At 57.8% G+C, this 22,469-nt stretch carries 23 protein-coding genes and 1 tRNA gene; 11 read left to right on the plus strand and 13 right to left on the minus strand.

Going from position 1 to position 22,469, the window contains the following annotated elements; all coding sequences use genetic code 11:
- Positions 1–58 precede the first annotated feature (58 nt).
- The 4 genes from argS to NW826_RS05830 all read right to left on the minus strand — a co-directional run bounded on the left by argS (position 59) and on the right by NW826_RS05830 (position 2,978).
- A complete protein-coding gene (gene argS, locus NW826_RS05815) occupies positions 59–1,849 on the minus strand; it encodes an arginine--tRNA ligase (protein ID WP_414509680.1) in 1,791 nt (596 codons plus the stop codon).
- Between the two features lie 197 nt (positions 1,850–2,046).
- A tRNA-Pro gene (locus NW826_RS05820) sits at positions 2,047–2,120 on the minus strand.
- Between the two features lie 103 nt (positions 2,121–2,223).
- On the minus strand, positions 2,224–2,649 hold the full coding sequence (locus NW826_RS05825; protein WP_414332579.1) for an NfeD family protein: 426 nt from the start codon (positions 2,647–2,649) through the stop codon (positions 2,224–2,226).
- A gap of 89 nt (positions 2,650–2,738) precedes the next feature.
- Positions 2,739–2,978 carry a hypothetical protein gene (locus tag NW826_RS05830; protein WP_414332581.1) on the minus strand — a complete coding sequence of 80 codons (240 nt, stop codon included), beginning with the start codon at positions 2,976–2,978 and terminating at the stop codon, positions 2,739–2,741.
- Between the two features lie 139 nt (positions 2,979–3,117).
- Here NW826_RS05830 and NW826_RS05835 point away from each other — a divergent pair, with 139 nt between their 5' ends.
- Positions 3,118–3,312 carry a hypothetical protein gene (locus NW826_RS05835; protein WP_414332583.1) on the plus strand — a complete coding sequence of 65 codons (195 nt, stop codon included), beginning with the start codon at positions 3,118–3,120 and terminating at the stop codon, positions 3,310–3,312.
- On the opposite strand, the gene NW826_RS05840 is transcribed toward NW826_RS05835, so the two are convergent.
- The 3 genes from NW826_RS05840 to NW826_RS05850 form a co-directional block, all read right to left on the minus strand.
- The gene (locus NW826_RS05840) at positions 3,288–4,358 is read right to left on the minus strand and encodes an SAM-dependent methyltransferase (RefSeq protein ID WP_414509664.1); all 1,071 of its coding nucleotides are present in this window, start codon (positions 4,356–4,358) and stop codon (positions 3,288–3,290) included. The two genes, NW826_RS05835 and NW826_RS05840, sit on opposite strands and share 25 nt — an antisense overlap.
- Positions 4,355–4,957 carry a 3-isopropylmalate dehydratase small subunit gene (leuD, locus tag NW826_RS05845; protein ID WP_414332587.1) on the minus strand — a complete coding sequence of 201 codons (603 nt, stop codon included), beginning with the start codon at positions 4,955–4,957 and terminating at the stop codon, positions 4,355–4,357. Before leuD ends, NW826_RS05840 begins: the two co-directional genes overlap by 4 nt.
- 94 nt (positions 4,958–5,051) lie before the next feature.
- The gene (locus NW826_RS05850; RefSeq protein ID WP_414332589.1) at positions 5,052–5,378 is read right to left on the minus strand and encodes a phasin family protein; all 327 of its coding nucleotides are present in this window, start codon (positions 5,376–5,378) and stop codon (positions 5,052–5,054) included.
- A 41-nt stretch (positions 5,379–5,419) separates the two neighbouring features.
- Between NW826_RS05850 and NW826_RS05855 the strand changes: the two genes are divergently transcribed.
- Together NW826_RS05855 and NW826_RS05860 are read left to right on the plus strand one after the other, a co-directional pair.
- Complete coding sequence (locus NW826_RS05855; RefSeq protein WP_414348892.1) at positions 5,420–5,758, plus strand: hypothetical protein; 339 nt, start codon at positions 5,420–5,422, stop codon at positions 5,756–5,758.
- Complete coding sequence (locus NW826_RS05860) at positions 5,755–6,231, plus strand: urease accessory protein UreE (protein ID WP_414332593.1); 477 nt, start codon at positions 5,755–5,757, stop codon at positions 6,229–6,231. The genes NW826_RS05855 and NW826_RS05860 overlap by 4 nt, the downstream gene beginning before the upstream one ends.
- A 25-nt stretch (positions 6,232–6,256) precedes the next feature.
- Here the strand turns inward: NW826_RS05860 and NW826_RS05865 are convergent, their stop codons facing one another.
- Positions 6,257–8,182 carry a S9 family peptidase gene (locus NW826_RS05865; protein WP_414509665.1) on the minus strand — a complete coding sequence of 642 codons (1,926 nt, stop codon included), beginning with the start codon at positions 8,180–8,182 and terminating at the stop codon, positions 6,257–6,259.
- Positions 8,183–8,541: 359 nt separating this feature from the next.
- Between NW826_RS05865 and urtA the strand changes: the two genes are divergently transcribed.
- From urtA to mnmH, 6 genes are all read left to right on the plus strand, one after another.
- On the plus strand, positions 8,542–9,816 hold the full coding sequence (urtA, locus tag NW826_RS05870; protein WP_414332597.1) for an urea ABC transporter substrate-binding protein: 1,275 nt from the start codon (positions 8,542–8,544) through the stop codon (positions 9,814–9,816).
- Between the two features lie 108 nt (positions 9,817–9,924).
- Positions 9,925–11,082, plus strand: a complete 1,158-nt coding sequence (urtB, locus tag NW826_RS05875) for an urea ABC transporter permease subunit UrtB (RefSeq protein ID WP_414332599.1) — start codon at positions 9,925–9,927, stop codon at positions 11,080–11,082.
- 56 nt (positions 11,083–11,138) lie between these two features.
- Positions 11,139–12,284: an urea ABC transporter permease subunit UrtC gene (urtC, locus tag NW826_RS05880; protein ID WP_414509666.1), complete on the plus strand. Its 1,146-nt coding sequence runs from the start codon at positions 11,139–11,141 to the stop codon at positions 12,282–12,284.
- A 148-nt stretch (positions 12,285–12,432) separates the two neighbouring features.
- Positions 12,433–13,200: an urea ABC transporter ATP-binding protein UrtD gene (gene urtD, locus NW826_RS05885; RefSeq protein WP_414332603.1), complete on the plus strand. Its 768-nt coding sequence runs from the start codon at positions 12,433–12,435 to the stop codon at positions 13,198–13,200.
- Positions 13,201–13,258: 58 nt separating this feature from the next.
- A complete protein-coding gene (gene urtE / locus NW826_RS05890) occupies positions 13,259–14,011 on the plus strand; it encodes an urea ABC transporter ATP-binding subunit UrtE (protein ID WP_414367710.1) in 753 nt (250 codons plus the stop codon).
- Positions 14,012–14,140: 129 nt separating this feature from the next.
- Positions 14,141–15,190, plus strand: coding sequence for a tRNA 2-selenouridine(34) synthase MnmH (mnmH, locus tag NW826_RS05895; RefSeq protein WP_414509667.1), 1,050 nt, complete (start codon positions 14,141–14,143; stop codon positions 15,188–15,190).
- On the opposite strand, the gene NW826_RS05900 is transcribed toward mnmH, so the two are convergent.
- The 3 genes from NW826_RS05900 to NW826_RS05910 form a co-directional block, all read right to left on the minus strand.
- On the minus strand, positions 15,187–15,990 hold the full coding sequence (locus NW826_RS05900; RefSeq protein ID WP_414509668.1) for a M55 family metallopeptidase: 804 nt from the start codon (positions 15,988–15,990) through the stop codon (positions 15,187–15,189). The genes mnmH and NW826_RS05900 overlap by 4 nt on opposite strands.
- A gap of 263 nt (positions 15,991–16,253) precedes the next feature.
- The gene (locus NW826_RS05905) at positions 16,254–17,288 is read right to left on the minus strand and encodes an adenosine deaminase (protein WP_414348888.1); all 1,035 of its coding nucleotides are present in this window, start codon (positions 17,286–17,288) and stop codon (positions 16,254–16,256) included.
- 122 nt (positions 17,289–17,410) lie between these two features.
- Positions 17,411–18,289: an isoaspartyl peptidase/L-asparaginase gene (locus NW826_RS05910; RefSeq protein WP_414332613.1), complete on the minus strand. Its 879-nt coding sequence runs from the start codon at positions 18,287–18,289 to the stop codon at positions 17,411–17,413.
- Positions 18,290–18,518: 229 nt separating this feature from the next.
- Between NW826_RS05910 and NW826_RS05915 the strand changes: the two genes are divergently transcribed.
- Positions 18,519–20,132, plus strand: coding sequence for an NAD(P)H-quinone oxidoreductase subunit 4 (locus tag NW826_RS05915; protein WP_414332693.1), 1,614 nt, complete (start codon positions 18,519–18,521; stop codon positions 20,130–20,132).
- A 20-nt stretch (positions 20,133–20,152) separates the two neighbouring features.
- Here the strand turns inward: NW826_RS05915 and NW826_RS05920 are convergent, their stop codons facing one another.
- Both NW826_RS05920 and NW826_RS05925 read right to left on the minus strand, forming a co-directional pair.
- Entirely contained in the window at positions 20,153–20,761 is a 609-nt protein-coding gene (locus tag NW826_RS05920) for a Uma2 family endonuclease (RefSeq protein ID WP_414332615.1), read from the minus strand.
- Positions 20,762–20,822: 61 nt separating this feature from the next.
- A complete protein-coding gene (locus NW826_RS05925; RefSeq protein ID WP_414332617.1) occupies positions 20,823–21,569 on the minus strand; it encodes a rhomboid family intramembrane serine protease in 747 nt (248 codons plus the stop codon).
- A gap of 193 nt (positions 21,570–21,762) precedes the next feature.
- Here NW826_RS05925 and NW826_RS05930 point away from each other — a divergent pair, with 193 nt between their 5' ends.
- Positions 21,763–22,437 (plus strand): response regulator transcription factor, encoded by a 675-nt coding sequence (locus tag NW826_RS05930; RefSeq protein WP_414332619.1) that lies wholly within the window; start codon positions 21,763–21,765, stop codon positions 22,435–22,437.
- Positions 22,438–22,469 lie beyond the last annotated feature (32 nt).

The following is a 22,469-nucleotide window of genomic DNA, read 5'->3' on the forward strand; positions in this document are numbered from 1 at the left end:
GGGTGCTATCCATCCCCACCGTATAGACGGTGGGGAATTCCGCACCTTACGTTAACATCTACATCGACTCTGGCGCGCTCAGGCCGAGAATGCCGGTGAGCACGTTAAATAAAACCTGTCGCGTGGCCTGCACCAATTGGATGCGGGCTTGGGCCAAAAGGGGATCCTCTTTTAAGAGGGGCAAAATGCGGCAGTTGTCGTAAAACTTGTTGAAATCGGCAGCAATCGCCTCGGCATAGCGAATGATCTTGTGAGGGGCGCGCTCTTCGGCAGCGGCAATCAGCTCATCGGGCAGGGCCAAGAGGCGCAGCAGCAGGGATCGCTCTTCAGGTTCTTTGTAGGGCAGTTTTTGCTGCTCCGTCAAAGCAACTGTGGCGGTTAGCTGCACCTGTTCCTCTTCCTGTAACCGCCGCAGCAGGGTACAGCAGCGGGCGTGGCTGTAGTGGACATAGACCACCGGGTTGTCGAAAGTTTGCTTGACGGCCAAATCCAAATCAAAGTTGATGGGGCTGTCCATGCTGCTGCTGAGCAAAAACCAGCGGGCTGCATCGACCCCCACGCCAATTTCGGGATCCTCAATAAGATCGTTTAAGGAGACAAAATTGCCGGTGCGCTTCGACATGCGCACTTCGGTCTTCTCGCCGGTTTCCGGGTCGGTTTTGAACAATTTGACAAATTGTCCAATCAGGATCTCCAGCTTGACCTCTGGGCTGAAGGCGCCCACCGCCGCCCTTAAACGACCGATATAGCCGTGGTGATCCGAGCCGAGGATGTTGATGAGTCGCTGATAGCCCCGCCGCACTTTGTCGCGGTGGTAGGCAATATCGGCGGCCAGGTAGGTAAAGGAGCCATCGGCCTTTTGCACCACCCGATCCTTGTCGTCGCCAAACTCTTGGGTTTTGAAATAGACGGCCTCTTCCGCCCCCGGCTTGGGATCCTCACCCCGCGGCGCCTTAGCCCTGTAGAGGAAGCCGCGCTCCTGCAGCTCCTGCAAAGCCTGTTGGATGGCGCTCAGCCCTGTCTGGGGATCGGGGGTGTGCAGGCGGCGTTCGCTAAACCAGTGATCGAACTCGGTGCGCAGTTGTTGCAGGGTCTGCTGTTGCCAGGCCAGCATTTCCTGGTAAGCAAAATCGGTGTACTCTTCCGGGGTGGTGGGCAGAGGGCGGATCCCGGCCTTGACCTGATCCAACAGCCGCCGGGCGATATCGACCAAATAGCTGCCGTGGTAGGCATCTTCCGGCAGAGCCACCTCTTCGCCTTGCAGTTGTCGCACCCGCACTTCTAGCGACTGGCCCAGGAGCCGCATCTGGTTGCCAGCATCGTTGATGTAGAACTCCCGCTCCACCTGGTGCCCCGTCCAGCGCAGCAGGTTGGCCAGGGTCGAGCCGACGGCAGCCCAGCGCCCATGTCCCACGTGCAGCGGCCCCGTTGGGTTAGCGGAAACATACTCCAGCAGGATGCGCTCGGGATGGGGGGCAGCGGTTTTGCCGAAATCTTCCCCCAACCGCAACAGCTCTTGCAATCGCTCGGCCAAAAAGGGATCCCCCAGCCGGAAGTTGAGGTACCCACCGCCTGCCACCTCGGTTTCTATGTCCGGCAGATCCAGGTGTTTTTGCAGGGTTTGGGCAATTTGGGCCGGCGCCATGCGGCAGAGCTTGGCCATCCCCAAGGGGGTAGGACAGGCGTAGTCGCCGTAGCGGGGATCGCTGGGGATCTCGATCACGGGAGTAACCCCTGCCGCCTGCTCAGGTGTTAGGGATCCCAGTTGGCCTGCCGCCCGTTGAATGCTCTCGGATACGGCGGCGGCGAGGAACCGAATCAGCGAGGTGGAAGGGGATTGGGTTGCCATGGCTAAAGGGAGCTGAGTGGAGAGCGAGGTTGACAGGGATCCCTGCTGCAGCAGGAGCACTATCATACTGGCAACAGACTGGCTATGACCAAAGGCTGCCCACACCTGAGCTGCGAATTTCCCAGCATCGAAGAGCTGATGGTTGCCCCCGACCCTCGACAAGCAGGCGAACAGCTCAACTCGTTGTACAAGCAGGATCGGGATGACAGGATTTGAACCTGCGGCCCTCTGCTCCCAAAGCAGATGCGCTACCAAGCTGCGCTACATCCCGGCTTAGCTTTTGCGATTATGACAGATCCCCGCCGCTAATGCACACTTGAACAAGGCTGCGGCAGCCCCCTCAGGGCGATAGGGGAATGGAAAATCCGTTCAGATCAAGACTTCAGCATCTTGGCCGGCATGACAATGAGGGTGTTTCCCTGCCGCTCCACCACGTAGAGCTCCTGCCCGGCTTGGATTTCGAGGTTGGGGATGCTGCACTTGGCATTCCAGGTGGAACCGAGATAAGAGACCCGACCGCGCTGACCAGCCGGGATCGCTGTAACTGCCCGTGCCTCTCGCGATTCTTTGAGAAGATCTTCTAGTTGAGTCGAACCGGAAGGGACTAGGCGTCGGCTGAGGACGATCAATCCAATGGAGAGCAGGATCCAAGCCGAAAATTGTGCCCAAATGGGCCAACCCCAGTAGGCCAAAAGGGCAGCCCCAAGGGCCGCTACACCTACCGGGCCGGCTACCAACTCCGGCAAAAACAGCTCAGAGGCGATGAGAACCAAGCCAAAGACAATCCAAGGCCAAACCATAGAATCCAGGGATCCCACAAATTCAGTATGGCTTAAAACCTGTGATTGCTCAGGGAGATCCCTTGTCTTTGGAGAGATGGGGTTGGGGCTTATCCACCCAGGCGGTAATTCTCCAAAAACTGGAGGGGATCCAACTCGCCTTGAGGCAGGTTCTTGGGCAGGTTTTTGGATTCGGCAATCTGCATCAGCGTCTCCCAGTCGGTGTTCATGACAAAGGCCACCGCTTGACGAGCCGCCTCTCGGTGGGGGCAGGCCTCTCCCAAGACACAGCCATCTCGACAGAGGGTAGCGCAATCGTGCGCGGTGCTTTTGGGATCCGGGCCAGCCATGATGTCTTCCTCTCTTGGGTTTCATATTTTCTTTAGGATACCTGAAGAGAATCTTGCGCTTGCAGGAGATTTTAGAGAGGGCGGATAGCCTAGACGAGGAAATGAGGCGACAAGACCTGTTCAAGCGAAGAGGAGCCTTATGGAGTTTTCACAATTGCAAGCGCTGGTGAATCGAGCCTTAGAAGACAAAAAGCTCACCCGCACCGAGGTTGACCAAATCGTCGGCGCCATCCGGGCCGACGGCAAAATCTCCCCCGAGGAGATGGACTTGCTGGAGTCCATTCGCCAGATGGTGCTCCGCCGGGAAATTCAGGTGGTGGAAACGGCAGATTGAGGGACCCTCAAGTAGAGGGTGACTTCGCTGCGGTTGTGGAACAGGTGACGGGCCCTCACCACAGAGAAGGCACGACCCAAGATCTCCAGACTTTGCCGCAGCACCCGCAGGCGCTGCCGGTAGGGCAACTTCAGGGTCATCAGGGCCGCTCCCTGTGGCTCCAGATGGGGGGCGAAAGCCGCCATCAAGTTGGCAGAGGCCGGGCCATCCATGCGCATGTCGTTGAGGATGAGGTGAAACCGGCCTGGGCTACGGGCCAAGTAGGCTTGGGCGCTGAGGCGATGGTGGCAGATCCCCGGATCTTGGCTGAGGCGCTCGTCCAAGTCTGCCGGATCCACTGCTGTCACCTGCTGGCCATACAGGCGCAAAATGCGCGACCATCCCCCCGGCGCTGCCCCCAGATCCAAAGCCTGTCCGCCCGCTACCCAGGGAACCTGAAACACCTGGATGGCCTCCAGCAGCTTAAACTCGGAGCGGCTGATCTGGTTTGGATCCCGCCGGAAGCGGTGGATCCCGCCAGCCCAGTTGGAGAGGTTCTGTGTAGCCAGGGATAGGCCCAGCCAGGCCCGGATCCCTCCTGTCTCGGCCAGGATCACCACCGAGATCACCTGCTGGGGATCTTTGACCTGCAGGGGGGCTCCCACCGCCGCGATCACCTGTTCGGCCAGGGCTTCGTTGACCTGAAAGGGCTTGAGATTCGGCCCTCCAAACAGGCGCGTCTGCACCGAAAAGCTGCGCATGGGGTCGATGGCCGCCAACATTTCCTCATCAAGGTGCAATTTGCTCAGGGATCCCTCGTCTAGCCGCTGTTCTCGGTGAATGGGGCAGATGTGGCGCAAAAAAATGGGCGGGTCAGCCTGCCAAGCCTCCACCAGGTCAACAAACGAGCGTTGGCTGCACACCCACACCAAGCCGGGCGCCTCCCGCAGCCGCTGTACGGCGGCCTCCGGATCCGCAGCTTTTATCTCCCGGATGGCCAGATCCAAAAAATCCGGGTCGGCGCTGCCCAGCCAGGTATGGGTATCGGGGGGAAGAGAACTGCTCAACGGGCTCGCTGCCAACGCAGGTAGGGTAAACAGGCGGCTACTTGTTGAATCTGGGCTGTGGCCGCCAGCAATTGCCCTGTGGCATCCCAGGTGCCCTGCACCAGCATTTGCCAGGCCCCCTGAGGGATCTCCACAGCAGCGGCATGGTTCTGCCAGCGCACCTGTTTGTTGGGCAGATCCAGGGTCAACCGAAGCTGTGGATCCTCGGCCACCGCCTTTTGCAGGGTTTGGATCAGGCTCGCCGGCGCCGTCGCACAAGGGATCCCCAGGGCCAAACAGTTGCCGAAGAAGATCTCGGCAAAGCTTTCGCCGATGAGGGCGCGGATCCCCCACTTGGCCAGCGCTTGCGGCGCATGCTCGCGGCTGGAGCCACAGCCAAAATTGGCGTTGACCACGAGGATTTCGGCTCCCTGGTACTGGGGCAGGTCAAAGGGATGCTGGCCGGAAGCTTGGGCGCGGTCGTCGGCAAACACGTGCCGGCCCAAGCCCTCAAAGGTGACGCACTTCAAAAAGCGGGCCGGGATGATCCGATCGGTGTCGATGTCGTTGCCCAGCAGGGGGATGCCTCGGCCTGTAACGGTCAAAACTTCGCTCGGCATGGAAACTGGAATGAACTTTGGGACTGGATCTGGGGGTTGGCTGCGGGGTAGCGACGTTTGGCAATGCTCTGCTCGACGGCCAACTGGGCCTCGGCTACCGGCGGTAAACCTGATTTTCCAGATTGCGCACCTGCCGTTCCAGCCGATCCAGCCGCCCGCGCAGCTCGTCCATTTCCGATTGGCGGGGCACGCCCAAATCCTGTAGAACGTTGCGCACCTGCCGCTGCACGTAGGATTCAAAGTTGCTCTGCTCGGATTTTACCTGGTTGAGCAGGTTGTTGATGAGATTGGATGCCTCTTCTGGGTTGAGCTGGCCCTTCTGCACCAGATCGTCGGCAGCCTTCTTCAACTGCTCTGCCAGCAAGGTGGTGGTGCCGACGCCCATCAGCAAAAGCTGACGTAATATACTGTTGTTATCCAATGCTGCCCTCCAGAGAACGCGTGCCGAAGGTACGGGCTTCTATGACCATCCATTTTCCTCAGTTTGCCTTCAACTTCGCAACCGGTTCGGCCAGCTTCTCCCTTCCCCCTGAGGCAGCACAACAATGGCACGAGGTTCTGCAGATTCTTTGGGAGCGACTCAAGCGCAGCTCCCGCCAGCAGCCTCAGGATCCCGTTGAATTTCGTTACCCTGCTGAGGATTTCAGCTTGGAGATGTTCTGCAACCCCAATATCTGGACTGGCCCCCATGCAGCCAAGGTGCTGGTAACTTTGAAAACCAAGGTGCTGCGCCTTTCCACTGAAGTGGAGTTCTCTCGCCTGCAAGAAGACCTCAGCCAGTATCTGGAGTCCCTGCCATGAGCGAAGGGCGGCACACTGCGGCAGAGGATCCCGTGGCTATTACGGTGATGCAACTGCTGGAAGAGCCGCCAGAGGGGATCCCCGGCCACTTGGAAGTGGTTTGCCTCACTTGGCATGACCGCCAGCGATCCCGGCAGCGGCTGGTGAGCGATCAGGGCACGGTAATCCAGTTGATGCTGCCTCGCGGCACTCATCTTCAGGATGGGGATCTACTCTACGCGGATGCGCAGCGACACATCCGGGTCAAAGCCCAAGCCGAACCGGTACTCTTGATTCAACCGGAAAACCCGATCCAGATGGGCCAAGTGATGCATCAACTGGGCAATTGGCACCGCCCGGCCCACATTTCCCCCCAAGGGCAGATCCGGGCGCTGGCCGATGAGCCGTTGCAGGACTGGCTGGCCCACCTGGGGATCCCGTTTCAGTTGGAGATGGCTGTCTTCGAGCCCAACCTGTTGGCCCACAGCCATTAGCCTGGGTCTAGCTGAGCAGTCATCCTCAGGTGTCTAAGTTCTCGATCCGAACGGGCTCAAGAGCTTCTGCCGGCGGAAACCCCAGCACCTGAGCATAAAAATAAAGCTCCGCCTCTAAGGCCCGTTTGATGTTGGCCGCCTGGCGAAAGCCGTGTTGTTCTCCCTCGAAGGGCACATAGGCCACCGGGATCCCTTTGGCCCGCAGGGCGGCTACCATCCTCTCTGCCTGATTGGGGGGCACGATGGCGTCTTCCAAGCCCTGAAAGAAAATAACCGGACAATTGAGGCCATCCAGGTGGTGGATGGGAGAGCGCTCCCGGTAGAGATCTCGTCGTTGCGGGTAGGGGCCAATTAAGCTGTCCAAGTAGCGGGACTCGAACTTGTGGGTGTCCTGTGCCAGGGCCTCCAGGTCGCTCACCCCGTAGTAGCTGGCACCGGCCTTGAAGACGGTGTGAAAGGTCAAAGCCGCCAGCGTGGTGTAGCCGCCGGCGCTGCCGCCGCGAATGAGCAATCGCTCGCCATCAACCCGGCCCTGTTGGGCCAAGAATCGGGCTCCAGCAATGCAATCTTCCACGTCCACAAGGCCCCATTGGCCCTTGAGGGCCTCCCGGTAGGCCCGTCCATAGCCGCTGCTGCCGCGGTAGTTGACATCCAAAACGGCAATCCCGCGGCTGGTCCAGTACTGGATCCCCAGGTCGAGCACGGCTGCTGTTGCTCCCGTGGGCCCGCCGTGACTTTTCACCAGCAGGGGCGGCTTTTCGCCGGCAGGGGCCACAAAGTCGCGGTTCTTGGGAGGATAGAAGAAGCCGTAGGCCACTGCTCCGCCCGAGGTGGGAAAGGTGATGGGCTCAGGGATCGACAAATACTCCAGATCTATTGCCACGCTGCTAGAACGGGCCACCACCTCCAATTGGCCAGAAGGTAAGTCCAGACAGACCAAGGCCATGGCTTCGCTGGGGGATCCGGCCAGGAAGGCAGCTTTTTCGCCGCTAACTTGAAGGTTGTGGAGCTCGGTGTAGGGTATGGGGATCTCCTGCCGCTGTCCTGAACGCGGATCCAAAAGCGCCAGGTGGCAGAGCCCCTCTTGTCGATAGATGGCCAGGATTTGCCCATCCCCACAGAAGCCGTAGGTGCTCAGGCCAAACACCCACTGGGGCTCCCCAAACTCCGCTTCCATAGGACAGAGGGAAATGGGGCCCTGGGGATCCCAGCAGTAGAGGTTCCACCAGCCGCTGCGGTCGGAAACAAAGTAAAGCTCCCCCTGCGGCGACCACTGGGGCTGGAAAATGGACTCAGCCGGGCCACCAACGAGTTTCTGGGGTTCTCCCAAGCTGCCGTCAGGAGCCACTTCCGCCCGCCACAGCTCCGTGCCGTCCCAGGGCATCTGGGGGTGATCCCAGGCCAGCCACACCAGGATCTGACCGTCTGGGCTCAGTTGCGGGCTGGCGTAGAAATCGTGGCCCCTGGCCAAAACCTGCTGGGATCCGCTTTCTAGATCGATGGCAACCAGGGTATTTTCCGGCTCTCCCTGGCGGCTGTGATCCTCGCGCACGCAGAGGATGCGCCGGCGCCTCCTGTCCACCACCCCGTCGGCATAGCGGTAGGGGCCAGCTTCGGTGAGGGGCTGGGGATCCGAAGCCGGCAGCAGGCAGTACAGCCGTTGATCGGCAAAGTTGCAGAAATACACCACCCCCTCGGAGACCCAGTAGGCGCCGCCGCCGTACTCATGCACCCGCGTGCGCACGTTGAAGGGTGCTGGCGTCAGTTCCTGCACCGTCCCGTCGGCAGCTCGCCGCATCAGCACGTTGCGCCCCTTCTCCTGCGGGCGGCCCTCCGTCCAGTAGAGACCCCCCTTGTCCCAAGCCGGTTGCCCTAGGCGTAGGGATCCGGCCACCACCAGGTCAGCGGTAATTGGGGATCGCCAAGATCCATAGCCAGCCTGTTGCACCATAAGCCATCAATTTTCAACCTCGAAATCTCCATTATGCCGAGAGCAAGGGATCCCTGGGAGCTTGGCGAGAACAGGCTCAGATTCTGGAAAAAAGTATCTCGCAACACAATTTCTTCCTGGCTGAATGGGTTTGATAAAACACGTCCAGGCAACAGGGGCGCACGACGCTCTCTCGACTGCAGAACTGGCTTTTCCCTCTGTTGATGTTGGGAAGGCATTGGTGAAAACCTCAGCCGAGCGCAGTTGGGCAAGCTGATCCATGGGCAAGGTGATGAGCTGAGTCCTTCCCCCCGTTGGCCAGGCTGCTGTAACCACACTTCGCTACATCCTTTGCACTCACCTCGTTTCGGAGTTTACCGATGGCTCAATCTTTTAATCGTCGTCAAGTGCTGAAAATGGGCGCGCTGGCCGGAGCCGGGGCTGCCTTAGGGCCGCAGATCTGGGTGAAGCGGTCTGTGCCTGCCTATGCTCAGGGAGAGACTATTCGCGTTGGCATTTTGCACTCCCTCAGCGGCACGATGGCCATTTCGGAAACCAGTGTGGTGGATGCGGAAAAGCTAGCCATTAAAGAGATCAATGCCGCCGGTGGGGTTTTGGGCAAGCAGATCGAGCCCATCATCGAGGATGGCGCCTCCGATTGGCCAACCTTTGCCGAGAAAGCCACCAAATTGATCGATGTGGACAAGGTGGCAACGGTATTCGGCTGTTGGACCTCGGCCAGCCGCAAGGCAGTTTTGCCGGTATTTGAATCCAAGCAACACCTGCTCTGGTATCCCGTACAGTACGAAGGACAAGAGTGCTCCAAAAACATCTTCTACACCGGCGCTGCCCCCAACCAGCAGATCGAGCCTTCTGTGGAATGGCTGCTCAAGAATAAGGGCAAAGAGTTTTTCCTGGTGGGATCCGACTATGTCTTCCCCCGCACGGCCAACACCATCATCAAGGCCCAGTTAGAGGCCCTGGGCGGCAAGGTTGTGGGAGAAGATTACCTGCCTCTGGGCAACACCGAAGTGACTCCCATTATCAGCAAAATCCGTGCCGCTCTTCCCAACGGCGGCGTGATCTACAACAGCCTGAATGGCGACAGCAATGTGGCCTTCTTTAAGCAACTGAAAGCAGCCGGTCTGGAGCCGGATCGCTATCCCTCTATGTCCGTCAGCATTGCCGAAGAAGAGGTGCAGGCGATTGGCTCCGAGTTCCTAGAAGGCCACTACGCTGCCTGGAACTACTTCATGACGGTGGATACGCCTGCCAACAAGAAGTTTGTGGAAGCCTTCAAGGCAGAATACGGCCAAAACCGCGTCACCAACGACCCGATGGAAGCGGCCTATATCATGGTTTACATCTGGAAGCAGGCGGTGGAAAAAGCGGGAACCGTGGAGATCGACGCGGTGCGCCAAGCAGCCTACGGCCAAACCTTTGATGCCCCAGAGGGTCTGGTGACGATGAACACCAACCACCACCTGACCAAGTACGTGCGGATCGGCCAGGTGCGCTCTGATGGGCTGTTTGATGTCATCTTTTCTACAGACGCTGTGGAGCCACAGCCCTGGAACCAGTTTGTGGCGGAAACCAAGGGCTTTGCCTGCGACTGGTCGGATCCGGCCAAAGGCGGTCGCTTCAAAGTCAGCTAGCCCTGTTGAGCGCTGGGTGCGGGATCCCTTGCGGGTGAGTTGGGGATCCCGTCCTGGAGTTGGAAGCGCGTCCCCAGTCAACGGGTAAAGAAGGAGGATCCCCTGCCGATGACCTTGCTTTTGGATAGCTTGTTTAACGGCATCAGTATTGGCACCGTTTTGCTGATAGCCGCTCTGGGCCTGGCGATTGTCTTCGGCCTCATGGGGGTGATCAATATGGCCCATGGGGAGCTGATGATGTTGGGGGCCTACACCACCTTTGTTGTGCAAAATGCCTTCCGACAATTGGGAGATCCCTGGCGGGATCTGTATATCTTTCCAGCCTTGGTTGCCGCTTTTGTCGTCACGGCCCTGGCGGGTCTGGCTCTGGAGCGGGGGGTGATTCGCTTTTTGTATGGGCGGCCGCTGGAAACCCTTTTGGCCACCTGGGGCGTGAGCCTGATCCTGCAGCAGTTCGTGCGCAGCGTCAATTGGGTGTTGGCTTTCCGCTTGGGGGCCTTTGCGGTGCTCTTTTTTGGCGGCTGGTGGCTCTTGGCAAAACGGGCCGATTGGCCGCGACTCAAAGGCTGGGTGCTGACGTTGTTGTTGGTGCTTTCTACGGCCATTGTGGCAGTAGGCGGGCGGGTTCTGGCCCAAACCTATGCCCTGGCCGTCACCCAGCCCTGGTTTGGGGCCCAAAATAGAGACGTGACCGCTCCTCGCTGGCTGCGGGGTGGGATCCCGGTGGGCAACCTGTTTTTGCCCAATACTCGCCTGTTCATCATCGCCCTCACCGTTGTCTGTATCCTGGGGCTGTACTTTTTCTTGCAACGCACCCGCTGGGGGTTGCGCATCCGCGCCGTCACCCAAAATCGGGCCATGAGCGCTTGTGTCGGGATCCCTACGCAAACGGTGGATGCTCTCACCTTTGCCATGGGTTCGGGTCTGGCAGGAGTAGCCGGCGTGGCCGTCAGCCTGCTGGGATCCGTGGGGCCCAATACCGGCCAGAACTACATCGTGGATACCTTCATGGTGGTTGTCGTGGGGGGTGTGGGCAAGCTCCTGGGCAGCATTGTGGCGGCACTGGGGATCGGAATTGCCAACTTTGTCATCGGTTCCGGGACGCTGGCTTTGATCTTTCCCAACGTGCCGATCCTGACCGATACCCTCAACTTTTTTGCCACCACCAGCATGGCTAAGGTGATGGTCTTTGCCTTAATTGTGGCCTTTTTGCAGGTGCGCCCCCGCGGCCTTTTCCCCGAAAAAGGTCGCATGGTGGATGCCTAGGACAGCCCTCTTGAGCGAATCTTTCTAGCCGTATCCCCCATCCCCCCACACCGCCCATGAAACTGGCTCATCTCCCCCCCGCTGATCGTGAAGAGGCCATTCTTGCCACCGGTCGGGATCCCAGTCCTGCCCGCAAGCTCCTGTGGGAAGTTGGGATCCTCATTGGCCTGGCGCTGGCTTTGATCTTGGTGGCCCCAACTGTGTTGTCGGGTTTTCGGCTGAACTTGTTGGGGCGATTTCTGGCATTGAGCATTGTTGCCCTGGGGATCGACCTTATCTGGGGCTATACCGGCATGCTGAGTCTGGGGCATGGGGTGTTCTTTGCCTTGGGGGGCTATGCTTTGGGGATGCACCTCAAGTTGCAACTGCCAGAGGGACAGATACCGGAGTTTTTCAGCCTCTATGGGGTAACGGAATTGCCCTGGTTTTGGTACCCTTTTTATTCGTTTCCGTTTACGGCTATTGCTATTGTCTTGATCCCGGCTGTGGTGGCAGCAGCTCTGGGGTACTTGGTGGTGAGAAATCGCATCCGAGGAGTTTATTTTTCTATTCTGACTCAGGCCACCACAATCATTTTCTTCAACTTCTTCAACGGGCAACAGCGCTTAATCAACGGCACCAACGGCCTGACCAATTTCCAGACGTTATTTGGCCTGGATGTCAACTCTTCCCAGATGCGCTTTGCTGTCTATGTGGCCACGGTTTTAACCGTTGTTTTGGCTTACCTTCTCTGTCGTTGGCTTACCAGTGGCTTGTTTGGTCGAATCCTGGTAGCCATTCGAGACGATGAGCCGCGGGTTCGTTTCTCTGGCTACGATCCCACCGGATTTAAGGTGCTGGTATTTGCCATCTCGGCTGCGCTGGCAGGGATCGCCGGGGCTTTGTTTACCTTACAAACTGGCATCATTTCTCCCAATGCCATGGCCGTTCCCTTCTCCATTGAAATGGTGATCTGGGTAGCGGTGGGTGGTCGGGCCAGTTTAGTGGGGGCATTGGTCGGGGCTTTGTTGGTAAACTTTGCCAAGAGTTTGCTGAGTGAAAATTTCCCAGAAATTTGGCTGTTTTTCCAGGGGGGATTGTTCCTGCTGGTGGTGCTGGTGTTGCCGGATGGTTTGGTGGGCTGGGTGCGCACCCGGGGCAGGCAGCTTTGGGTTACCTTCCAGCTTTGGCGCCGGCGTTTGGCCAATATTTCTCCAGCCTAAATCCGTGCCAGTATCCCCCTATGCAAGGTGCAACTTCAGAGTAAGAGGATCCCAATGGGTGAGATAACGATGCCAAGTGTCCTCTCTTGTTCGATGGGCTGAGAATCCTACTCGTCCTCTGGCCTTTCCGTTCTTGGACGTGATCCCTATGCTTACAGCAGCTCCCACCACTACCCGGCAAATTTTACAAACTCAGGATCTCACCGTCAGCTTTGATGGCTTTAAGGCTTTGGACGGGCTGAACTTCTCTTTGGAAGAAGGGGAGTTAAGGGTGGTGATCGGCCCCAATGGAGCGGGCAAAACTACCTTCCTCGATGTGTTGACAGGCAAGGTCAAGCCTACTCGAGGGCGAGTGCTGTTTAAAGGAAAAGATCTGGCTAAGCTCAAGGAGCACGAAATCGCTGCCTTGGGTATTGGTCGCAAGTTCCAAACGCCGCGGGTCTACCAAAACCTGAGCGTGCGAGAAAATTTGGAGCTCTCTCTCAACCCTCACAAGGGTGTTTTCTCCACCTTATTTGGCAAAAAGCGCTTGCGAGAAAAGACTGATGCTCTCCTGGAAACCATCGGCCTGAGCCGTAAGGATCGGATCCCGGCAGGGCTGCTCTCCCATGGAGAAAAGCAATGGTTGGAGATTGGCATGGTGATTGCCCAGGATCCGGATCTGCTGCTGCTTGATGAATGCGTGGCCGGGATGACGGATAAAGAAACAGAGGCTACGGGAGAGTTAATTCAATCCTTAGCTCGAAATCACACCATTTTGGTGATTGAGCATGACATGGTATTTGTCCGGCAAATTGCTCGCAAGGTTACTGTTTTACACCAAGGAGCGGTGTTGTGCGAGGGTAGCTTTGAGGAAGTGAAGAACGACCCGCGAGTTATCGAGGTCTATCTTGGATCCCACAAAGCCAGAGGCTAAACGAAAACAGGGGAGAGCTGTGTTGACTGTCCAATTAACCAACTCTATATCCAAGCCTATGAATACGGAAAACGCCACCAAAGCGCAAAATCTATCTCAAAGTGGATCTCAGCCTTTGCTGGAAGTCTGTAACCTGAGAGCTTATTATGGGCAAAGTTTAATTGTGAGAGATCTTTCTTTCAAGATCCTTCCCGGCCAAGCAGTTTGCCTTCTGGGTCGCAACGGCATGGGCAAAACTACCACGCTTAAAGCCCTAATGGGGCTTCTCAAAGACTGTACAGGTAAAGTTCTCTTTGAGGGCCGACCCATCAATCATTACCCACCCAACTGGCGGGCTCGCGCTGGCATTGGCTATGTGCCCCAAGGCCGAGAGATCTTTCCTCGCCTAACGGTTGAGGAAAATCTACTGGTGGGGTTAGAAGCAGCACCGGACAAAGAACGGGCTATACCTGAGTTTATCTATGACTTATTCCCGATTTTGCGTTCTTTTCTAAAGCGTCCCGGTGGAGATTTGAGCGGTGGTCAGCAGCAGCAATTGGCCATTGCCAGAGCTTTGGTGGCAGAGCCTAAACTTTTACTCCTGGATGAACCCACAGAAGGGATCCAACCCTCTATCATCATTGAGATCGAAGAAGCCATTGCCCGTATCCAAAAAGAGCGGGGCGTTGCGGTGTTGCTGGTAGAACAGTACTTTGAGTTTGCTCAAAGCTTGGCCGATTACTTTTACCTCATGGAAAATGGATCCCTCGTTATGGAAGGGCCGACTGACCAAATGGACGAGGAAAAAGTGCGATCCTATCTCTCCCTCTGAGGTTAGCCTGGAGGAGGAGCCGAGCGGTGCAACTCTTGTCAGGCCCAGGGATCCCCTTAAGCAACAACCCTAGAAATCTGCCAGGATCGAGCAAGAGAGAACTCAGTCCACTCCCTCCTCCCTGCGTCTGTGGCTGCCCCCATTCACGTCACTGCCGAACCTTGGCTGCACACCTACAGCGAAATCATTGACGTGCGCTCGCCGGCAGAGTTTGCTGAGGATCATTGCCCGGGGGCCATCAACTTGCCTGTGCTTGACGATGCAGAACGGGCAGAGGTGGGCACCCTCTACAAGCAGGTGGATCCCTTTACGGCCCGCAAGCGGGGAGCCAGCCTGGTGGCCCAGAACATCGCCCGCCATCTGCAGACCCACTTTGCCGACAAGAGCCGGGACTACCACCCCCTCATCTACTGCTGGCGGGGAGGGCAGCGCTCGGCCAGCTTGGCGCTGGTGTTGTCCCAGGTGGGCTGGCAGGTCACAGTTTTGCAAGGGGGGTACAAAACCTACCGCGCCTGGGTACGCCGGCAACTGCAGAGCTTGCCCCAGGAGTTTACCTACCGCGTCCTCTGCGGGCCGACGGGAAGCGGCAAAACCCAGTTGCTCCACCACCTGCAGCGCCAGGGATCCCAAGTCCTCGATCTGGAAAAGCTGGCCCGCCACCGCGGCTCCGTGCTGGGAGCGGAGTGGGGGATGCCGCAGCCCACCCAGAAGAGCTTTGAAAGTCAACTGGTGCAGGTTTTTCTCCAGTGGGATCCAGCCAAGCCGGTCTGGGTGGAAGCCGAGAGTGCCAAGGTGGGCCAGCTCCACCTGCCCCCTGCCCTTTGGCAGGCCCTCACCCAAGCCGATTGCGTGGAAGTGCGATTGCCTTTGGAAGAGCGGGTGAAGGGGATAATTGCCCATTATCCCCACTGGATAGCCCATCCCCAGGCACTCAAGGAGAAATTGCTGCCCCTAAAAGCCCGCCATGGCCAGGCGCGCCTGCAGCGCTGGTTTGAGCTCATCGACGCCCAAGACTGGCCGCAGTTTGTGCAGGAGTTGCTGGAGCAGCACTACGATCCCACCTATCGGCATGGGTTGCAGCAGAACTTCAACCGCATCCACGCCCGGATAGAGCTGCCCGACCTTTCCGAGACCAGCCTCAGAGAAGCTGCCGCTCGCCTGCGCACCCGTCCAGACTAGGTGAGCACAATAAATTGCAGAGCCCGCAGCACCTCAAACCAATTGGAAACCTCCAGCCGAACGGTTGCGTCAGCAACCCACCGGCAGCCGGGGTAAAAAGACTTGCGGTAGGCGCGGGCAGGATCCTTGTAGTCCACCTCCAAGTGAAAGCAATCCGGCAGTGGGCGGGGCCGGTAGGCCGACAGCCGTTTCAGGGATCCCTCTACACCTTGGCGGATGGCCTGCAGAACCTGCTGCGGATGGGGAGCAACGACCGAGTGGCCCATCCCTTTGTGGGTGACCACCGTCTCGATCTGGGCGTCATAGGCTTTCGCTTCCGCACACACCTCTGCGTCTCCGGCCAGAAATACAACCGGCACCCCTTCATAGGCAGCGGTGAGGCTGACCAGGTGAAACTCGGCGATGGCCTGGCCGTTCAGCCGGATTTGGCTAACTTCGGTGGTGTAGGTGTGGGCAAGGGGGTTGGCAGCAGATCCGGCGCGGGCATGGTAGCCGATTAAGATCAGGGCATTGTAACTGCGATCCAGCTCTTGCACCATACAGTAGGGGTGGCCGCTCCAGCCGCGGATGAGTTGCACCGGCGCCGGCAATCGCTCGGGGAGAAGGTTGCGCCCGGAATCATGGGCGTCTTTGACAGTGATCCGGGTGGCTCCGGCAGCCAGGGATCCCTCACAAGCGGCGATCACCGCTTGGGTCATCTGCTCGCGGAATGGCTCATAACCCGGCTGGCCGAGGGTGGCTTCATCCCAATGGCTGATGCCGGAGATCCCTTCGATATCAGCACTGATATAGACCCTCATGCTCGACTGATAGTCATTTCAGACTAGATTGAGACAGCCCCAAGCGCTCCACGCCGCCGGCGCGTTCGCCTTTGGCGGCACCCAACACTCCCAGCCCTCACCCCCGGCCCCTCTCCCTTTGGGAGAGGGGAGTTAGGGATTGGCTCAAGGAACTGAGGATATGTTTTGTGGGAGCCCAAGATTTCCATGGCTTTGGTGCGGATCTCTACCCTCGTTTTTGAGAAGTCGGAATAAAGGACAAGGACTCCGTCCCGCTGACGCGATCAGAGGGCTACCAAAGAAGCAGATACCCCCTGCTGTAACTCCGACAACAGAGAGGCCGGGCGCCCCTTATAAGGCCAGGCAAAAGCGTGGCGAAAAGCTGCTTCCTGACAGTGTTTGAGCTGCTCGAAATCGATAATGTCGTGGGTGAGCAGGTTCTCGTACTCAAACGGCAGGCGCACATTGTGCAAGCCGGCGTTGTCGGTGCAGATGGCGATATCTACCCCTGCCTCAAAGCAGCGATCAAACACAATCTTGAGGGGATCCAAACTGGACAAGGTGCCCGTTTTTAGATAGGTGGTGGGACAAACTTCCAGGCATTGTCCTCGCCGCGCCAGCTCCGGCAGCAACTCTGGATAGTGAAGGGGAATTTGAATGCCGTGGCCAATCCGCGAGACATAGGGCAGCAGCTCTGGGTAGCAGCCATCCAACGTCTCGTAGAGGTGGGCAGTGGTCTTCAGGCCGCGGGCCAAGGCATACTTGAATAGCTCGATCCACTCGTCCATGCGTTCGCCGTAAGGCTTGTCTCCCCCAGCCAGGTCGATGGCACTCACATATTCCGACTCGGCAGCAGCTTCAACCATAGCCCGGTTGATGTGGCTGGGGAGGCGGGAGTGCAAACACACAATCTGAGTGGTAACAATGGGGTATTCCCGCTGCTGGCTGGCCCGTCCCACCGTCTCGATTACCTGGCGCATTTGCTTGAGGCGATCTGCCTCGTCTAGGCTGGGATCCGTGCGCAGGTAGGGGGTGTAACGAATTTCTAGGTAGGCCAGATCCTCAAATACATAGGCTCCCCGCAGCAGACGGTAGATGAAATAGGGTAAGCTTTCCAGGGTTTGCACCTGTTCCACCAGCGTGTGCAGCTCCAAGTAATCTTCAAGGGTGTTGCGCGGGCGGGTGTAGAACTCTTCAAACTCGGCATAGGTGGGAAAGCGCTCCGCCAGAGGGGATCCCTGGCGATGCAAGTAGCGCCACAGAATCCGAGGGACGACAGAACCGCCCAGGTGGCGGTGCAACTCCGCATGAAGTGCCATAGGTCGGGGCTCCCCATCGCTGCCCGCGCAGGAGCAGACTTGGTTTGTTTAAGTACTATCTTTACTCTTATCCAACTGCCTCGAGCTTGTCCAGGCGGAATTGCGCAAGCTCGGTTGGAAGTTTAGATCGTCAAACCGATCCCCTGCCCATCGTGGTAGGCGGCCAGCAGCAGGTCGGTGGTGGTATCCCAGGCAATCTCGCCCAAGCGCGATAGAGCAATGGCCCCAAGGGAGCGGCGCCGTTGGCGGGCCTCTTGAAAAGACTTGGCCATGGCCGCTTTCAGGCTGAGGCCATCTTCCACTCGAATGACAATCCGTGCCGCCAAGCTCTCATCCAAAATATCTTCCCCAACACCGGTGCAACTGACTCCCGCTGCCGCACTGGCGTAGGTTCCTGCGGGCGTGGCCGAATCGCTCACCCGCCCCACCCGCTCAAACCCCCGCCCGCCGGTGGAGGTGCCAACACAAATGCGCCCCTGTTGATCCAGCGCCACCGCTCCAACCGTGCCCATGGCCAGGGCGGTGAGCACCCTTGAGGGGGGATGGGTCTGGCGCAACTGCACCCACTCCTGCAGCCGCTTGAGAGTGGTCGGGTCATAGACCGGCAACTTCAGTTCCCGCGCCAGCTCTGCTGCCCCCTGTTCGGCCACCACCCGATCCGGGCTGGATTGCAAAGCCTGGGCCAGGAGGATGGGATGCTGAACCCGGCTGACGTTGATCACCCCACTAAAAGACTGGGTGGCCCCGTTCATGAGGGCGGCGCTCATGCGGATCTGCCCATCCGACTGCAAGACCGATCCTGTGCCGGCGTTGTAGAGGGGATCATCTTCCAGCAGTTGGCAGGCATGTAAGACAGCCGCCTCTGCCGCTTGCCCTGCCAACAGCAGCGCATAGGTACTTTCCACCACCTGCCGCAGGGATCTCCTCACCTTTTCCAGGCTGTCTTCTCCTTCTAGGGCACTGCCGGCTCCGCCGTGGATAATGAGTTTGGGCTGAGGCATGATGGGTTCGGATACCTTGTGAGGCTACTGGGGGATGGTCTTTGCTTTTTGGGTTCACCCTTCACAGATACCACTTTCCAGGAACGCCGGCGGAAAGGGAGGAAGAGTCTTAAGATAATTCTGTGGATTTGCTAAGCATAGATACTCAACGGCAATCCTGGAAGAGGGCTGTCGGGTTGTGGCCGGCAGTGGTTCTCTTGGATCGTATGGCATGAACGAGGTTCTATCGATGGCGCTGCCCAGCTTGAACGAGTTCCCCTGGCTGACCACGGTCATTGTGTACCCTGTGTTGGCCGCTCTCTTTATCCCGTTGATCCCGGCGCCGGCTGGGGATCCCAGTACCCGCGCCTACGCGCAAAAGTTGGCCGAGCGGATCCGCTGGTTTGCTTTGTTCATCGCAGTCACCGATCTGCTGATTCTGCTGGCTGGCTTTTATGTCGGCTACGATCCCGCCCAGACGGGCTTGCAACTGCTGGAGCGCTACACCTGGGTGCCGCAGGTGGGGCTAAGCTGGTCGGTGGGGGCCGATGGCCTCTCCATGCCGCTCATTCTGCTCACGGCTTTTATTACCACGCTTGCCATCTTGGCCGCCTGGCCGGTCACCCTCAAGCCGCGCCTGTTTTACTTTCTCATGTTGGCCATGTACGGCGGCCAGATCGGGGTGTTTGCCGTGCAGGATATGCTGCTGTTTTTCCTGATGTGGGAGCTGGAGCTGATCCCGGTCTATTTGCTCCTCTCCATTTGGGGGGGATACAACCGCCTCTATGCGGCCACCAAGTTCATCCTCTACACCGCCCTCAGCTCGCTGTTTATCCTGGTGGCGGGCTTGGCCATGGCCTTCTACGGGGATCCCATCAGCTTTGACATGACGGATCTGGCCCACAAGGCCTATCCGCTGAGCTTCCAGTTGCTGATGTATGGGGCTTTCCTGATTGCTTATGGGGTGAAGCTGCCCGTCTTCCCCCTGCACACCTGGCTGCCCGATGCCCACGGCGAAGCCACGGCGCCGGTTCACATGTTGCTGGCCGGGATCCTGCTCAAGATGGGGGGCTATGCCCTGATGCGCATGAATGTGGGCATGCTGCCGGATGCCCACCTCTACTTTGCGCCGGTGCTGATCGTGCTGGGGGTGGTGAACATCATCTTTGCTGCCCTCACCTCCTTTGCCCAGCGCAACCTGAAGCGGAAGATCGCCTACTCCTCCATCAGCCACATGGGCTTTGTCCTCATCGGCATCGGATCCCTGACCGAAATCGGCATGAGCGGCGCCATGTTGCAGATGATCTCCCACGGGCTGATCGGGGCCAGCCTGTTCTTCTTGGTGGGGGCCACCTACGACCGCACCCACACGCTGGAGCTGGAGGAAATGGGCGGCGTCGGCCTGAAGATGCCCAAGATTTTCTCGATGTTCACCACTTGCTCGCTGGCCTCTCTGGCTCTGCCGGGGATGAGCGGCTTTGTGGCCGAGCTGATGGTGTTCATCGGCATGGCCACCACCGATGCCTACTCTCTCCCCTTCCGGCTGGTGGTGGTGTTCCTGGCAGCAGTTGGCGTGATCCTGACTCCTATCTACCTGCTGTCGATGTTGCGGCAGATCTTCTTTGGCCCGGAAAACAAAGAGCTGACCGAACATGAAGAATTGGTGGATGCCGAGCCGCGGGAGGTGTTCATCATCGCCTGCCTGCTGATCCCCATCATCGGCATCGGGTTTTATCCCAAGCTGGTCACTAGCCTCTACGACCAGTCCACCAATGCCCTGGTGGCCTTGCTGCGCCAGGAACTCTCCTCCCTCGGAGCGACGGTTGCCCAAGCCCCTGCCCTTTACAACACTGAGCCAAATTGAGGAGAGGGAAGCCGGTGTAGCTAGCCTTGGCTTTTTTCTCCAATGGGCTTGCGGCTCTCGCCGCCTTGAACTCGCATCCAGCCAAACAATGTCCCGATCGTCAGTTGGATCCCTTGAGCAAAAGCGGGAACGGGGATAACCTCTTGCGGATCCTCATGCACTGTTGGCTGCTGTCCGGCAGGATAGGCGAAAACGACCCTTTCTTCGGGGGCCACGATCCACCCCATCTGGCAGCCGTGGGCCAAGCCAATCAAGATCTTTTTGACCAGCTTCATTTGATCTTGATCGGGAGAGAGAATCTCGATGATCCAATCTGGGCAAAAGGGGATGAAATTTTGAATGGTGCCATCTTCATCCACAGGGATCCGCTCCCAGGCGATCACAGAAATATCGGGCACAATCGCATATCCGGCAAAAGTGCAGCGCAGCTCTGGAAATGCCATTCCCAGTTGAGAAGGCTCCAACATCTCGTTAATGAAGCTGCCCAGTTTTAGTTGGAGACGGCTATGCTTTCCCTGTGGCATAGGCTTCTGGATAATTTCTCCTTCAATAAACTCGCTGGCAGGCTGAGTTTCCGGCTGTTGTAGAAAGTCTTCCAGAGTTAGAGGCTTGGCAGATAGACTGACCATAGCTTGCTCCTATCACGCTGCTATTTGATTAACAATAGGCTCAGTAAAGTATCAAAGCCGATCAAAACAGATCCCTGTCCCGTTGTTGCCAAGTCATTTGGCGGTCATAAGGGCTTTTGCCAGAAAATAACCCCATCAACGGCCCCAAGATGGCCCCAAACACAAAGCCGCCCGCGTGGGCCCAGTAGGCAATCCCTCCCCCCTGCATGCCGATGTTGATGGGCGTCTGCAGGCTGGCGATGCCGTAAAACGCCTGTTGCACAAACCAAAAACCCAGGAACACCCAGGCGGGAACATAGATGGTTGTAATGAAAATGCCCAGAGGCACCAGGGTCAAGATCTCAGCTTGTGGAAAACGCAAGATATAGGCTCCCAACACCCCGGCAATGGCCCCACTTGCCCCCAGCGAAGGAATGGTGGATTCCATATCGAAAAACCACTGGGTTAGGGCGGCCAAAGCTCCACAAGTCAGGTAAAAAATGAGGTAGCGCACATGCCCCAAGCGATCCTCAACATTGTTGCCGAAAACCCACAAAAAGAGCATGTTCCCACCAATATGGAGAAAGCCCCCATGCAAAAATTGCGAGGTGAATAGGGTCATCCATTCGGGGCGCAGCGAAGAAGTGACCTCCCCTCGAAAACTCGCCGTCAACTCTACCGGTACCACTGCCCACTCTCGGAAAAAAGCCACCAACTCTCGCGGCGATAAGGTAAGCTCATACACAAAAACCAAGATGTTGATGAGCACCAGGGCATAGGTGACGTAGGCCGTGCGGGTGGTTGGGTTGCGGTCTTGCAGAGGTACCACAGTTGAGATCCGGTTGACATCACCCTCTAGCTTAACCTGTCTCTTCCTACCCCTCAGACTCACCTCTAAAACCCCACTTGAGGCTACACTGGAGTGGTCTGCTGGGAGCCATGCTTACAGTTGGGATCCCCTGTCTGTAGAAATGTTCCGGCTGTTCCCATACGGCCGATGGTGAACTTAGAGGAGTGGACTGATGTCCGAGGTTGAAAGCCCAACTACCCCCCTCAAGTTTTTGATCGTCGAAGATCATCCCGAGGTGGCTCAAAACAACTGCGAGTGGCTGCAGCGGATTGCAGCCGATGCTCAGTGCATCACGGTCAGCAATCCCATGGACGCCATCCTGCGCCTGCAGCGGGAACAGCCGGATTTGGTCGTGGCGGACTTGCTCTACGGTCAAACCAGCGGCGAACAGTCTGCCGAGCCTGGCCTAGAGTTCCTGCGCCACATCTTTGAGAACTACCCCACCCTGAACGTGATGGCCTATTCCAGTGAGCCGCTACTGCTGACTCCATTGGTGGGCTTGATCAGCAAACACCAGGGCGGGTTTGCCGCGGTTAACAAAATGGAACGGCGGACTGTGTTTTTGGAGGGAGCCAAAAGCGCCCTGAATGGAGAATTGCGTATGCCGCGGGAGTTGCGTGGTCTCACGAAGCTGACAGAACGGGAAATTGAGGTCTTGAACTTACTCTGCAAAGAGGCCCTCACCGATCAGGCCATTGCCGATCGCATTCACACCAGCAAGAAGACCGTACAAAACTGCATCCAACGGCTCAAAGAAAAGCTGGATATTTTCGGATCTGAGGATGAGATCAACGCCCGCGTTGCCATGTGTATGACAGCCGTTCAGAAGAAGATTATTCAATGGTAAATAAAGGTAACTAAATGGTAGAGGCCAGAGGA

This window comes from Synechococcus sp. OH20 (assembly GCF_047502685.1).
In the GTDB taxonomy this organism is placed as follows: domain Bacteria; phylum Cyanobacteriota; class Cyanobacteriia; order Thermostichales; family Thermostichaceae; genus Thermostichus.

Coding starts and splice junctions, on each gene's coding strand:
- urtA (WP_414332597.1), top strand. CDS start 8,542: ATGGCTCAATCTTTTAATCGTCGTCAAGTGCTGAAAATGGGCGCGCTG.
- urtE (WP_414367710.1), top strand. CDS start 13,259: ATGAATACGGAAAACGCCACCAAAGCGCAAAATCTATCTCAAAGTGGA.
- NW826_RS05920 (WP_414332615.1), bottom strand. CDS start 20,761: ATGGTCAGTCTATCTGCCAAGCCTCTAACTCTGGAAGACTTTCTACAA.
- NW826_RS05860 (WP_414332593.1), top strand. CDS start 5,755: ATGAGCGAAGGGCGGCACACTGCGGCAGAGGATCCCGTGGCTATTACG.
- argS (WP_414509680.1), bottom strand. CDS start 1,849: ATGGCAACCCAATCCCCTTCCACCTCGCTGATTCGGTTCCTCGCCGCC.
- urtC (WP_414509666.1), top strand. CDS start 11,139: ATGAAACTGGCTCATCTCCCCCCCGCTGATCGTGAAGAGGCCATTCTT.
- NW826_RS05865 (WP_414509665.1), bottom strand. CDS start 8,182: ATGGTGCAACAGGCTGGCTATGGATCTTGGCGATCCCCAATTACCGCT.
- NW826_RS05910 (WP_414332613.1), bottom strand. CDS start 18,289: ATGCCTCAGCCCAAACTCATTATCCACGGCGGAGCCGGCAGTGCCCTA.
- urtB (WP_414332599.1), top strand. CDS start 9,925: ATGACCTTGCTTTTGGATAGCTTGTTTAACGGCATCAGTATTGGCACC.
- NW826_RS05835 (WP_414332583.1), top strand. CDS start 3,118: ATGGAGTTTTCACAATTGCAAGCGCTGGTGAATCGAGCCTTAGAAGAC.
- NW826_RS05855 (WP_414348892.1), top strand. CDS start 5,420: ATGACCATCCATTTTCCTCAGTTTGCCTTCAACTTCGCAACCGGTTCG.
- NW826_RS05900 (WP_414509668.1), bottom strand. CDS start 15,990: ATGAGGGTCTATATCAGTGCTGATATCGAAGGGATCTCCGGCATCAGC.
- urtD (WP_414332603.1), top strand. CDS start 12,433: ATGCTTACAGCAGCTCCCACCACTACCCGGCAAATTTTACAAACTCAG.
- NW826_RS05825 (WP_414332579.1), bottom strand. CDS start 2,649: ATGGTTTGGCCTTGGATTGTCTTTGGCTTGGTTCTCATCGCCTCTGAG.
- NW826_RS05905 (WP_414348888.1), bottom strand. CDS start 17,288: ATGGCACTTCATGCGGAGTTGCACCGCCACCTGGGCGGTTCTGTCGTC.
- NW826_RS05830 (WP_414332581.1), bottom strand. CDS start 2,978: ATGGCTGGCCCGGATCCCAAAAGCACCGCGCACGATTGCGCTACCCTC.
- NW826_RS05930 (WP_414332619.1), top strand. CDS start 21,763: ATGTCCGAGGTTGAAAGCCCAACTACCCCCCTCAAGTTTTTGATCGTC.
- NW826_RS05915 (WP_414332693.1), top strand. CDS start 18,519: ATGGCGCTGCCCAGCTTGAACGAGTTCCCCTGGCTGACCACGGTCATT.
- leuD (WP_414332587.1), bottom strand. CDS start 4,957: ATGCCGAGCGAAGTTTTGACCGTTACAGGCCGAGGCATCCCCCTGCTG.